General features: G+C 29.3%; 11 protein-coding genes. 10 read left to right on the top strand and 1 reads right to left on the bottom strand.

The annotated features are described in order from the left end of the window. Positions 1-102: 102 nt before the first annotated feature. Positions 103-1,428: an apolipoprotein N-acyltransferase gene (locus tag FBF11_RS05355; protein ID WP_057042270.1), complete on the bottom strand. Its 1,326-nt coding sequence runs from the start codon at positions 1,426-1,428 to the stop codon at positions 103-105. Between FBF11_RS05355 and yajC the strand changes: the two genes are divergently transcribed. The 10 genes from yajC to FBF11_RS05305 are packed head-to-tail and all read left to right on the top strand — an operon-like array spanning position 1,401 to position 13,853. Then, entirely contained in the window at positions 1,401-1,673 is a 273-nt protein-coding gene (gene yajC, locus FBF11_RS05350; RefSeq protein WP_002786346.1) for a preprotein translocase subunit YajC, read from the top strand. The genes FBF11_RS05355 and yajC overlap by 28 nt on opposite strands. Then, the gene (gene secD / locus FBF11_RS05345; protein WP_057042269.1) at positions 1,666-3,246 is read left to right on the top strand and encodes a protein translocase subunit SecD; all 1,581 of its coding nucleotides are present in this window, start codon (positions 1,666-1,668) and stop codon (positions 3,244-3,246) included. Before yajC ends, secD begins: the two co-directional genes overlap by 8 nt. After that, entirely contained in the window at positions 3,246-4,217 is a 972-nt protein-coding gene (secF, locus tag FBF11_RS05340; protein WP_002858025.1) for a protein translocase subunit SecF, read from the top strand. Before secD ends, secF begins: the two co-directional genes overlap by 1 nt. 9 nt (positions 4,218-4,226) lie before the next feature. After that, positions 4,227-6,656 (top strand): leucine--tRNA ligase, encoded by a 2,430-nt coding sequence (gene leuS / locus FBF11_RS05335; RefSeq protein ID WP_002868627.1) that lies wholly within the window; start codon positions 4,227-4,229, stop codon positions 6,654-6,656. After that, a complete protein-coding gene (lptE, locus tag FBF11_RS05330; RefSeq protein ID WP_002860199.1) occupies positions 6,653-7,165 on the top strand; it encodes an LPS assembly lipoprotein LptE in 513 nt (170 codons plus the stop codon). Before leuS ends, lptE begins: the two co-directional genes overlap by 4 nt. Next, positions 7,149-8,546 carry a hypothetical protein gene (locus FBF11_RS05325; RefSeq protein WP_002868628.1) on the top strand — a complete coding sequence of 466 codons (1,398 nt, stop codon included), beginning with the start codon at positions 7,149-7,151 and terminating at the stop codon, positions 8,544-8,546. Before lptE ends, FBF11_RS05325 begins: the two co-directional genes overlap by 17 nt. After that, the gene (locus tag FBF11_RS05320; RefSeq protein ID WP_072223329.1) at positions 8,512-9,696 is read left to right on the top strand and encodes a folylpolyglutamate synthase/dihydrofolate synthase family protein; all 1,185 of its coding nucleotides are present in this window, start codon (positions 8,512-8,514) and stop codon (positions 9,694-9,696) included. The genes FBF11_RS05325 and FBF11_RS05320 overlap by 35 nt, the downstream gene beginning before the upstream one ends. Continuing rightward, entirely contained in the window at positions 9,683-10,585 is a 903-nt protein-coding gene (locus FBF11_RS05315; RefSeq protein ID WP_002866112.1) for a M23 family metallopeptidase, read from the top strand. The genes FBF11_RS05320 and FBF11_RS05315 overlap by 14 nt, the downstream gene beginning before the upstream one ends. Beyond that, entirely contained in the window at positions 10,522-10,917 is a 396-nt protein-coding gene (locus FBF11_RS05310; protein ID WP_002868630.1) for a polymer-forming cytoskeletal protein, read from the top strand. Before FBF11_RS05315 ends, FBF11_RS05310 begins: the two co-directional genes overlap by 64 nt. Further along, entirely contained in the window at positions 10,917-13,853 is a 2,937-nt protein-coding gene (locus tag FBF11_RS05305; protein WP_057042268.1) for a DEAD/DEAH box helicase, read from the top strand. Before FBF11_RS05310 ends, FBF11_RS05305 begins: the two co-directional genes overlap by 1 nt. Position 13,854: the final 1 nt, after the last annotated feature.

The raw sequence follows: 13,854 nt of genomic DNA, 5'->3' as shown, positions 1-13,854 counted from the left end.
ATTAATTTAGCTTTGGGGTAAAAACCCCTCTAAGTCAAAATATTGTTTGACAGAATTATAATATAAAATAACTTAAATTACTTTAAAATTAAAATTTTAATATTATTTTTTATCATTAAATATTTCTTTGGATAAATTTTTCCAATCTTTGCTTAAAAGCTTTTTAGGGAGTATAACTATATTCTCTTTGCCATTTGTAGCATGATAAACACTAACCCCATATTTACTTGCATAAAATTTCATTAAGAGTTGCTGGAGTTTGTATTCGCTACTATTATTAAACCAAGCATTGTTGCTTAGGGCTATAATAATTTGTGAATTTTGATAGTTTTGTTCTTTGGTAGCTTCATAACAAATTGCATTTGTGATAATTTGATTATCTAATTTATATTTGCTTTGTATAGGACCTTTAGAAAATTCTTCAATATTTTTAAGAAAATATTTTTTTGTTAAGTCTTTAAAAAATGGAATTTCTTCACCAAAGGGAACTAAAAAATGCTTATTTAAAATATAGACATTGCCTTTTTTAAAGATATAAGTGCTATTGTAAGTATGTTCTTTTTCAACATGAAATGCTCCTGTAATAATGGTGATTTTATAAGATAATTCTTTAAGCATGAGCTCATATTTGGTATTTTTTAAATCAAAAGCAAAAGCGGTTTCAGGCAAGATTACAAGTTCTTTTTTTTCATTTATAGCTTGAAGTATATCTTGAATTAAGATATCAGAATTTGATTTTAAATTTTCTTGTAAAAATTTTTGATTTTGAGAGATATTAGTATTGATGAGTTTGTAGTTTAAATTAAGAGTTTGAGCTTGTTTTTCATTATATTGAAATCCACTAAAGAATAAAATAAGAACAATCGCTATTTTATAATATCTTGATATATAACCCTCATAGATGAAATATGCTATTAAAAATATGCAAATAATACCACGATAACTTGGGTCAAAAAAACCATAAACTGTAAAAATCCCCCAATTAAGCCAATCAAATCCTAAAGGATGGATAAAACTTATGCAAAAAATTCCACAAAGCCTTAAAAAATCAAATTTTAATAAATAACATAATCTAAAAAGTAACCCATAAATAAAACCAATGATAATTGGTATAATTGGTACTAAATAGTTTAGATTAAAATAAATTGAAGATAAACCAATCCACCAAAACCAAAGAATCCCTACAAAAAAACCTATCCAAAAATATTGTTTAGAATTTTTACTTTTTAGAAGTAAAACTAACCCCCAAATAGCTAAAAATGGGCTAATAGTTTGTGTAAAAGTATTTTCAAAAAATGATAGATAAATAGAATTTGAAAGTAAAATTGCAATAAAAAAGACTTTTATTATTTTAAAAATGATAGAATTAGTGTTTAATTTTTTTGGAATAAAGGAAAAATATGGCAGAAAATTCAATTTTAACTTCATTGTTACCTCTTGTAGTGTTATTTGCAATTTTTTATTTCTTGGTGATCAGACCGCAACAAAAACAAGCAAAAGCACATAAACAAATGCTTGAGTCTTTGCAAAAAGGAGATAAAATCATCACTAATGGCGGACTTATTTGTGAAGTCGTAAAACCAGAGGAGGATTTTATCAAAGTTAAGCTTAATGAAGACAATGTTACTGCAAAAATTTCAAGAGAATTTATAGCAAAGAAAATTGATGCGTAATTCTAAAATCAATTATCGCTTGATTATTTTTATAGCGGTATTTATTTTTGGAGTGGCTTTTTCACTCCCTTCTTTTTTGCAGTCAGAACGTGGTGCGAAGATTAATTTAGGGCTTGATTTGCAAGGTGGGCTTTATATGCTCTTAGGTGTAGATAATGAAGAAGCTGTAAAATCTAAAATAAAATCAATTGCATCTTCATTGAGTTATTCTTTTAATAAAGAAAATATTTTAAATGATGGCTTAAATACCCATGATGATATTTTAGAATTTACTTTGCTTGATAATGCAGATATTGCAAAAGTTGAAAATTTGCTTAAAGAAATAAAAGGAATTAATATACAAAGTGAAAATATGCACTATAAAATTTCTTTTACCTCAGAAGAAGTAAAAAATATAGAAAATTTTGCACTTTTGCAAGCAGTTGAAACCATAAGAAATAGGCTTGATCAATTTGGTTTAGCAGAGCCAACAGTTGCTAAACAAGGTGATGATAAGATTTTGGTTGAACTTGCAGGGATTAAAACCAAAGAAGATGAACTAAGAGCAAAAAAACGCATCACAAAAGCAGCACATTTGCAACTTATGGAAGTTGATGATTCTAAAATGGGTCAAGCTTCTACAATGAGCGATGCTGAGGCTGCGAGTTATGGACTGATTTTAGTGCCTGATTCTAGAAATCCAAATTTAAAATATACCTTAAAAAGTATACCTATTTTAGATGGATCTATGCTTACTGATGCTAGAGTAGGGATTAGTGATAAGAATAATTATCCTGTGATTAATTTTACTTTAAATGCCGAGGGTTCTAAAAAATTTGCTGATTATACAGGAGCAAATGTTGGAAAGCGTCTTGCTATTGTACTTGATAATAAAGTATATTCTGCTCCATCTATCAATGAACGCATAGGTGGAGGTAGTGGGCAAATCAGTGGAGCTTTTACCCAAGAAGAAGCGCGTGATGTGGCGGTAGCTTTAAGAAGTGGAGCTTTGCTTGCGCCTGTAAAATTACTTGAACAAAGAAGCATAGGACCATCTTTAGGTGCTGATAGTATTAAAATGAGTATGATAGCCTTAATCGGTGCATCGGTTTTTATTGTAGTATTTATGATGATGTATTACGGTGTGGCAGGAATTTTTGCAAATATTGCAATGCTAGTTAATGTTTTGGTAGTAGTTGCCGTTATGGCTATGTTTGGAGCAACTTTAACTTTACCAGGGATGGCAGGACTTGTTTTAACTGTGGGTATGGCAGTAGATGCAAATGTGATTATCAATGAGCGTATACGAGAACTCTTGCGAGATGGAGTAAATATAAGAGTTAGTATAGAACAAGGTTATAAAAATGCTATGAGTGCGATTATAGATTCAAATATCACTTCTTTAGTTACTTCGGTAGCGCTTTATGCCTATGGAACAGGAGCAGTTAAAGGTTTTGCTGTGACTTTGGGAATTGGTATCGTTGTTTCTATGATTACAGCTATTTTAGGAACTCATGGAATGTTTGATTATTTTATGCAACGCATAGAAAAAAATAATAATACAAGATTTTGGTTTGGTTATAGGAGAAGATAATGCAGTTTTTTAGCGAAAAGAAAATTTATGATTTTATGAGAATGCGTTTTGCTGCTATTTCCCTTTCTTTTATTTTGTTTTTTGGTTCTATTTATTTACTTTGGGATAGGGGTTTGCAATATGGCATTGATTTTAGCGGAGGAACTTTAGTTCAGCTTAAATATGAAAATGCAGCTCCTATAACGCAAATTCGAGAAATTTTAGAAAATCAAGGAACTTTTCAAAATTTATCTGTAACTGAGTTTGGAAGCAATGAAGAAGTAACTATACGCTTTTTAGGAAGTAATGATAATGTAAGCAATGATATAGGTGAGCATATAAGCACTCTTTTAAAGGATACGGGAAAATTTGAAGTGCGTCGTGCTGATGTGGTAGGTCCAAAAGTAGGTGATGAACTTAGAAATAAAGGACTTATGGCTATAGCTGTATCTTTGATAGCAATTTTAATTTATATAGCGTTGCGTTTTGAGTGGCGTTTTGCTCTTGCGGCTATAATCAGTGAAATTCATGATGTTGTGATTACTTTAGGAGCAATTTCTTTATTTAAAATTGATGTCAATCTAGATACTTTGGCTGCTGTTTTAACTGTGCTTGGATACTCTTTGAATGATACAATTATTATTTTTGATAGAATCAGAGAAGGTATTAAAACAAGTAAAAAAACCGAACTTGCACCTATTATTAATGAAAGTGTTTCAGCAACTTTATCAAGAACGGTTTTAACTTCAGGGTTGACTTTAGCAACCGTTGTGATACTTTATTTCTTTGGCGGGGAAATGATACAAGGATTTTCTTTGGCTTTAATTGTAGGTATTATAGCGGGAACTTTAAGCTCTATTTTTGTTGCAAGTCCGACATTATTATGGTTTAAATTTAGTGTGCTTGAGTTTAGAAATAAAGAAATTGAAAAAGCAAAAAGAAAACAAGATAAAGAACGCAATCGTGCAATGTATGAAAAAGGAACTGTGTAAGGAGAATTTATGGCTTATGAAGCAAGTTTAATAGAAAAAAAATGGCAAAAAATTTGGGATGAAAATGAATATTTTGAGCCAAAAGATGACTTAAATTTGCCTAAAAAATATATTTTATCGATGTTTCCTTATCCTAGTGGACGCATTCATATGGGGCATGTAAGAAATTATACTATAGGTGATGCTTTGGCAAGATATTATCGCAAGATAGGTTTTAATGTTTTACATCCTATAGGTTTTGATAGTTTTGGCATGCCTGCTGAAAATGCAGCTATTAAACATAAAATTCATCCTAAGTCATGGACTTATGAAAATATAGCTTATATGAAAAAAGAACTTTTTTCTTTAGGTTTTTCTTTTTCTAAAAAAAGAATGCTTGCTACTTCAGATCCACTTTATACAAAATTTGAGCAAGAATTTTTTATTAAGATGTTTGAAAAAGGTTTGATTTACACTAAAGAAGCAAATGTAAATTGGTGTGAACAAGATCAAACGGTTTTGGCTAATGAGCAAGTTGAAGACGGAAAATGTTGGCGTTGTGGTCATGAAGTAGTGCAGAAAAAAATGCCAGGTTATTATGTAAAAATCACTGCTTATGCTGAGGAACTTTTAAAAGATTTAGAAGAATTAAAAGATAAATGGCCTAATCAAGTTTTAACTATGCAAGAAAATTGGATTGGTAAAAGCGAAGGTTTGGAATTTTCTTTAAATTTAGACGAAGAAAGCAAGCAAAAAACCAAAGAAAGTTCTTTAGAAGTTTTTACTACAAGAGCAGATACAATTTATGGAGTTTCGTATATCGCTTTAGCTCCAGAACATAAGATTGTTCAAAATTTGCTTTCGCAAAATTTATTAAATCAAGATGTATTAAATAAAATCAAAGTTATTCAAAATCAAAGCCCAAGAGAAAGACAAAGTTCTGAAAAAGAAGGTTATTTTTTAGGAATTTATGCCATTCATCCTTTAAGCGGAGAAAAAATTCCTTTATGGGTGGCTAATTTTGTCTTGGCTGATTATGGTAGCGGAGCGGTTATGGCTGTTCCAGCTCATGATGAAAGAGATTTTGAATTTGCAACAAAATATAATCTTGCCATCAAACAAGTTGTTCAAACTCAAGAAAATTTACCTTATATGCAAAAATTAGGAAAATTAATTAATAGTCAAGAATTTGATAATCTTGATTGTAATGAAGCAAGATTAAAAATCATTTCTCAGTTTGAAGCTAAAAATATAGGAAAAAGGGTTGTAAATTTTAAAATTCGTGATTGGGGTGTTTCGCGCCAAAGATATTGGGGTGCGCCTATTCCTATGATTAAATGTCAAATTTGTGGTATAGTGCCTCAAAAACTAGAAAATTTACCTATTACCCTACCTGAAGATGTGCAAATTACAGGTGAGGGTAATCCACTTGATAAACATCCAACTTGGAAAAATTGTATTTGTCCCAAATGTGGCAAAGAGGCTCAAAAAGAAAGTGATACTTTAGATACTTTTTTTGAAAGTTCTTGGTATTTTGCACGTTTTGCAAGTGATGAGAAAACTTGGCAGGAAAAAGCTTTAGATGAAAAAAGTGTAAAGTATTGGATGAGTGTGGATCAATATATAGGTGGTATTGAACATGCAATCTTGCATTTGCTTTATGCGAGATTTTTCCAAAAAGCTTTAAGAGACTTGGGTTATTTAACACAAAATGAACCTTTTGATAGACTTTTAACTCAGGGTATGGTGTTAAAAGATGGAGCTAAAATGTCAAAATCAAAAGGCAATGTTGTAGATCCTGATGAGATTATAGAAAAATACGGTGCTGATACCGCAAGACTTTTTATACTTTTTGCTGCGCCTCCGGCTAAAGAGCTTGAATGGAATGATGATGCGGTTGAAGGGGCTTATAGATTTATTTGTAAACTCTATGATAGGGCGCAAAATGTTAAAAAAGGTGAGCTTGTAGAATTAAAACAAGAAAATTTAAATAAAGAAGAAAAATATGCAAGATTAAAGGTATATGAAGCTTTGAAAAAATCTTTTGAAGTTTATCATCAAAGTTTTGCTTTTAATACTTTAATTGCAGCTTGCATGGAAGCTTTAAATGCTTTAGCGCTTTGTAAAAATGAAGCTTTGGAGCAAGAGGCTTTTTATATTATTTTAAATATTTTAGAGCCTATTATTCCTCATGTTTGTTTTGAGCTTAGCGAGGAGCTTTTTAAATGTAAAAATTTCAAAAAACTAGAACTTAAGGAAGAGGTTTTTGTAAAAGATACTTTAAATTTAGCTGTAAGTATTAATGGTAAAAAAAGGGCTGAATTTGAAATTTCAAGTAGTGCGAGTAAAGAAGAAATTTTAGCTTTTGCAAAAGAAAATACTGCTAAATGGCTTGAAGGTAAGAGTATAGTTAAAGAAATTTATGTGGAAGGAAAGCTAGTTAATCTAGTGATTAAATGAAAAAGATTTTAATTTTTTGTATAGGTTTATTTTTAGGTGCTTGTGGATATGTTCCTACATCAAAAATCGCTAATAATATTTTCGATGAGAAGGTTTATGTTAATGTTGAATTAAGTCAACAAGACCCAAAAAATAGTATCTATGTTGCCGATACTTTAAAAGAAATGGTAATTTCAAAACTAGGGCGTAAGCTTGCTTTAAAACATGAAGCTGATGATGTAATCAATGTTAAAATGAATAATTTAGAATTTATTCCTTTAGCTTATGATAAAAATGGCTATGTTATTAGTTATAAAGCTAAATTAAATTTAGATTTTAATGTTGTCTTTAAAGATGGTTCAAGTCAGGCTTTTAGTACAAGTGGAAGTTATAATTTTGAAATTTCTCCAAATAGTATTATTAGTGATTCTGCAAGGTATGAGGCTATTCGAGCAGCTTCAAGCGAGGCATTTGATGAGTTTATTTCCGTAATTGCTATTAAAGGGCAAAAACGTGATTCCAAATACTAATGAAATAGCAAAGCAAACTTTAATTACATTAAAAGAAAGAAAACTAAAACCAACTCCTGAAAATTATACGGAAATTTTTGAAGAATTATCTTTAAAATATGGTATTACAAGTTCAAATAAGGCTAAACTTGATAAATACAAAACCTTGCTTTTACCGATTTATCAACAAGAATTAAATTCTAAAACTATAAGAAGTTTAGAAGAACTAATTAGTTTTTTAATTTCTGTTTTAAATAGACAAAGCGGAAAACAATTTAGTGAATTTTTTGATTTTTTATATACCATATCTAAAACTTTGCAAATAAGTAAGGATAAAAAGATAAGAGATTTGGCTAAGGTGACTTCGATTAGAATTTCTAAAACTATGGATAGTGAAAGTATTTACTTGCTTACTAAAAAATGGAAAGAGCTTGAAAGAAATTACGATGAAAATGACTTAGAAGAACAAGCTCGCAAATATGGTATTAGTAAATATGATGATTATGATAGCGTGATTAAAAAACTCTTAGTTAAACTTGAAGAGCGTAGTTATGAGCACTTTAGTGAATTATTATGCTTGGGTTTAAATCCTTCATTGGTAGAAGATTTAAAAATTCAAGGTTTTATACAAAATTTAACACAAAAGCCTTTTGTAATAGGCGAAGAAAATTTTAAAAATGAACTAATGGAATTTATAAATCATCGTATAATGGTTGATAATATGTATGTCCAAAAAAATTTAAATTTTTTTAATGATAATCTAAAAAAAATCTATGAATTGCTTGTCTTACTTAATAAATCGAATGAAAAAAATATGGATTTTATCAATACTTTAAAACCAGATGAAAATGGGGAAGTAAAACTTAGTTTTGAGGATTTAAAACTAAAATTTAAACAACTTGGAGAAAAAATTACATCTTTAAATAATCAAATTGAATTCACGCAAAGCTTAGAAGAGAGAGAGGCTTGGAGTGTTCTTAAAGAGCTTGATAAAATGGATGAAAATTTTAATAAGTATAAAGTTAATTATTCTTTAGCTTTATTTTCTATAGTAAATTACCGTTTCATTATGGAAAAATACGGTATGGGAAGTTTGAATGAAATTTTTGTTCGATTTAAAAAAATTTTAAAAGATTCTTGTAGCGAATTTGATGAACTGTGGATGATAGATGAAAAGAGTTATTTGATTGTTTCGCCAGGAAAAAGCAAAGATGAAATTACACAGCTTGTAAATACAAATCTTAAAACTATAGAAAATTTTAGATTTATTTATAAGCAAGATATTATAACTCCTAAAATTCACGTGGCTTATCTTGATAAGCAAAGTAAGCCAAGTATTAATATTTTAGATGAGTTAATAAAGCAAATTGCAGCGGTTAATGAACAATATAATGAAAGTTGAGAATTTTTTAGCTCAAAAAAGTATAAATTACGATAAAATTGATCGTTTTTTGATGTTTAGAATGTATGAAAAATATAAGAAATATTTTAAAAATATTCCTATAATCCAACTTATAGGCACAAATGGTAAAGGTAGCACGGGTAGATATTTAACCCAACTTTTAGAAAATTTAAATTATAAAATAGGGCATTATACTAGCCCGCATATTTTTAGTTTTAATGAAAGATTTTATCTTGATGGTAAGATTGCAAATGATGAAGAATTAGAACAAGCTCATATAAGACTTGAAGAAATTTTTAAACAAGACTTGCAAAAATTAAGTTATTTCGAATATGCTACTTTTTTAGCTATGATTTTATTTCAAAAATGCGATTTCATTGTTTTAGAAGCAGGAGTGGGTGGAGAATATGATGCTACTTCTGTTTTTGAAAGAAGAATGAATATTTTTACAAGAATTGGATTTGACCATATTCAAATTTTGGGCAATTCTTTAGAAGATATTGCAAGAACCAAGCTTAAAGTTATGGCGCCTATAGCACTTATAAGCGATGAGCAAGAGCAAAATGTTTTAAATTTAGCAAAAAAAATTGCTTTTTTAAAAAAAGCTAATTTGCAAGTTTCTTCTTTAAATCCTTTTTTGAAAGAAACATTTGAGATTTATTGTAAAAAGTTTGTTTTACCTTGTTTTTTAAAGCATAATTTAAAGCTTGCATTAAAGGCTTGTGAAATTTTAACTTCACAAGAAAAAACCTTAGAAGCTTTAAAAAAGTTGCAAGAGTTAAATTTGCAAGGAAGATGCCAAGAAATTTCTCCAAATTTTTTTGTTGATGTGGGTCATAATCCTATGGCTGCTAAGGCTATGATTGATAAATTTCAAGGAGAAAAAATAAATCTTATTTATAATGCTTATTTGGATAAGGATATTTTTCAAATTTTAAATACATTAAAGCCTATTATTGATACAATACAAATATATAAATATAAAAGCGTAGAACGAAAGCTGGCTGATGATGAAATTTATAGTATTGCATCAAAGCTAGGCATACAATGCAAAGAATTTGTAAAATTAGAAGAGAATAAAAAAAATCTAGTTTTTGGTTCTTTTATGTTAGTAGAAAATTTTTTAAAGGAGTGGTGTGGTAAAAAATAAATTCACTATTACCATTACAGATATTAACGGTTCAAGACATTTTTATTTAAATCAAATAATCAAAAAAATAGTTTTTTATACTATTGCTTTTATTGTTTTATTTTTAGTTTTTAGTGGTTTTTATATCAAATATCTCGATAGCAAACTTAGTGATATTAGTGAAAAGCGTGAGGAGCTTTTGAAAAAAAGCAAAGAATTGGAATTATCTAATTCGCAAATGCAAAAAAGCATAGAAGAAAAAACTCAGCAGTATGCAGCTATAGAAGATAAAATAGCTTCTTTTGAAGAGGCTTTGGGCTTAGAAGCAGAAAATAATCTTACAATTAGTGCAAGACTTGATAATCTTCAGCTTACCAATGAGCAGCAACTTGGAATTTTGGGGCAAATTCCTAATGGATGGCCTATTGAAAATAAAGGCATTACAGGAAATTTTGGCTGGAGAGAGCATCCGCTTTTAAAAAGAAGAGAATTTCATCCTGGTATTGATTTAAGAGCGGAAATTGGTACTCCTATTTATGCACCAGCAAGTGGAGTAGTGGAATTTTCAGGTTATAGTGATAATGGCTATGGCTATAATGTAATTTTATTGCATAATTTTGGTTTTAAAACAGTATTTGCTCATATGATGCGCAAAGAAGTGGTCAAAGCAGGTCAATTTGTTAGCAAGGGGCAGTTGATAGGTTATAGTGGCAATACAGGTCTTTCTACGGGGCCGCATTTGCACTATGAGGTAAGGTTTATTAATAAAACTTTAGAACCTTTGTATTTTTTAAATTTGCAAAGAAAAAATATGAATGATTTTTTTAATCAAGAAAGGAGAGTTCCATGGCAATCTTTAATAAAGGCGGTATCAGCCCAACATCCAGCTCTAGCTCAGAAACAACAGTAATTTCTTCAGGTGCGAGAATTGAGGGTAAATTTTATTTTGCTTCTATGCTCCATGTTGATGGAGAGTTAAGTGGCATTATTCATTCTGAAAGCATTGTGGTTATCGGAAAAAATGGAAATTTAAAAGGTGAATTACAAGCAGATAAAATTGTAGTAAATGGGTATTTTGAAGGGCAACTTGAGGCTAATAGTTTAGAAATTTTAGCGGGCGGAGTTGTTAATGGTGATATTTCAACGCAAAAAATTTCTATAGAAAATGGCGGTCGCTTTAATGGAACTAGTAAAATTAAAGAAGATACTATCAAACTTATTGAAAATAACAACGAAGAATAATGCAAGCTTCATTTTATGAATACTTACAAAATCCAAAAATTTGTGAACTTTTTCTTTGTAAAGATGAAAAACAAGCAGATTTACTCGCTCAAGTTTCACGATTTAAGGGTTTAAAAACCTTTGTTTTACCTGATTTTAGAGCGCAGTTTGGAGATGATTTAAGGGCTTTTTCTAAAGAACTTTTTGATCTTTGTAAGATTTTAAATGCTTATCATAAAGAAGAAGAAAAAAAAATCCTTATTTCTCCTTTAAATACTGTTTTAAAAAAACTTCCTTCAAAAAAACATTTACAAAATTATCATATCGATAAAAAACAAAATTTTGATTTGAAATGTTTTGAAGATGAAATTTCAAGATTGGGATACGAATTTGTAGATATAGTTCAGGATAAAGGTGAAATTTCAATTCGTGCGGATATTATTGATATTTTTTGTATCAATGAAGAAAATCCTATTAGAATTTTGCTTTTTGGCGAAGAGATTGAAAGTATAAGATATTTTGATTTGCAAAGTCAAAAGTCTATTCCTAATGAACTGGAACATTTTGAAATTTGTCCTTTTTTAAAATATTTTGACAAAGAAAATTATGAAATTTTTAAGGATAAATTAGAAGATTTTCAAAGCGATACTTTAATACATGATATCAATTCTTTAGGGTTTTGGTGTATTGATGATTTTTTTGATTATTTGGAGCTTGATTTTTTAGCTTGTGAAAAGTTTGATATTAATGAATATGAAAAAGATATAAGTTTTGTGAATGCAAAAATTTTACCTCAAGCTAAAAAATTTAAAGAATTGCAAAGTTCTTACAATAAAGATTTTTTTGAATTTCATAAAAATAAAAAAATCACACTTTTAGCTAAAAACGAAGCTTTATTTAAAGCTTTAGAGCTTGAAGATACTCAAAATATCCATTTTATAAAAAGTGATTTAAGACTTAATCTTATTAGTCCTGAAGAGCTAATCATTTCTTTAAATCAAAAAGAAAAACAAAAAACAAGAAAAAAAGCTAGTTTGATTATAGATGAGCTTAAAAATGGGGATTATATAGTACACGAAGATTATGGGGTAGGTAAATTTTTAGGTCTTGAGATGATAGTGATAAGCGGAGCAAAAAAAGAGTTTGTTGCTATAGAGTATCAAAATTCTGACAAGCTTTTATTACCAGTGGAAAATCTTTATTTGATTGATAAATATTTGGGCGTGAGTGGATCTATTCCAAGCTTAGATAAACTAGGTAAAACAAGCTTTATTAAACTTAAAGAAAAATTAAAAACTAAACTTTTAGCCATAGCTTCTGAAATTGTTATTATGGCGGCTAAAAGATCTTTGGTGCAAGCAAAAAAAATTACAGTGGATTTAAATAGACAAGCTGATTTTATAGCTAGTGCGGGTTTTGTTTATACAAGTGATCAAGATAAAGCCTGTCATGAAATTTTGCAAGATTTTCAAAGTGGAAAAGTCATGGATAGGCTTTTAAGCGGTGATGTGGGTTTTGGAAAAACTGAAGTTGCTATGAATGCTATTTACTCAGTAGTTAAAAGTGGATTTTGCGCATTTTTATTTGCGCCTACGACTTTGCTTTCTCATCAGCATTATAAAACCTTAAAAAAGCGTTTTGATCCTTTTGATATAAAGGTTTTTAAACTGGATCGCTTTACAAGTAGTGCAGAAAAAAAACAAGTTTTACAAAATTTAAAAGAAAGTAAAGCTTGTGTAGTTGTAGGAACTCATGCACTTTTAAGTGTAGAATGTGAAAATTTAGCCCTTGTTATTATTGATGAAGAGCATAAATTTGGAGTGAAGCAAAAAGAAAAGCTTAAAGAAATCACTCAAAATTCACATATTTTATCCATGTCAGCAACCCCTATACCAAGAAGCTTAAATCAAGCTTTAAGTTCTATAAAATCTTATAGTGTTTTGCAAACTCCACCAGAAGATAGAATGGATGTAAGAACTTTTGTCAAAGAAAATGATGACGCACTTTTAAAAGAAGCTATAGCAAGAGAGTTAAGACGTGGTGGGCAAATTTTTTATATTCATAATCATATTGCAAGTATAGAGCAATGTAAAAAGCATTTATTAGAACTTTTTTCTACTTTGCGTATTTTGATTTTACATTCTAAAATCGATGCCAAGATGCAAGAAGAAGAAATGTTGAAATTTGAAAACAAAGAATATGATTTGCTTTTAAGTACCTCTATCGTAGAAAGTGGGATTGATTTACCAAATGCAAATACTATCATAGTAGAAAAAAGCGATCGTTTTGGCATGGCTGATTTGCATCAATTGCGTGGGCGTGTAGGAAGAAGTGATAAGCAAGGTTATTGTTATTTTTTAATTGAAGATAAAAATGCTATCACAAAAGATGCTTTAAAGCGTCTAGTTTCCTTAGAAAGTAATTCTTTTTTAGGCGCAGGTTCTATTTTGGCTTATCATGATCTTGAAATTCGTGGCGGTGGAAATTTATTAGGCGTAGATCAAAGTGGACATATTGAGCAAATTGGATATAGTTTATATCTTAAAATGTTAGAAGATGAACTTAATGCTTTAAGTAAAAATGAAGTGGATCAAAAAGAAAATAAACTTGATTTAAAACTCAATGTTAATGCCTTTTTAAACAGCGAACTTATCAGCGAAGATCGCTTAAGATTAGAACTTTATAGAAGACTTAGCAAGTGTGAGCAAGTTCATGAGGTTTATGAGATCGAAAGTGAAATTGAAGATCGCTTTGGAAAACTTGACATTTATACTAAGCAATTTTTATCTTTGATTACTATTAAAATTTTAGCTTTAAATAAATTTAAAAGCATTAGTAACTATGAGCAAAATATTCAATTTACTGCTTTAAATGATGAAAAAGAACTCATCAAGGCAAAAAGCAAAGATGATGATGATATTTTAGAGGCAATTTTAACGCATTTAAGAAAGGCTTAAA

It is taken from the genome of Campylobacter sp. CFSAN093224, assembly GCF_012897395.1.
Classification (GTDB): Bacteria; Campylobacterota; Campylobacteria; order Campylobacterales; family Campylobacteraceae; genus Campylobacter_D; species Campylobacter_D jejuni.
This window is presented reverse-complemented; position numbering and strand designations above follow the sequence as displayed.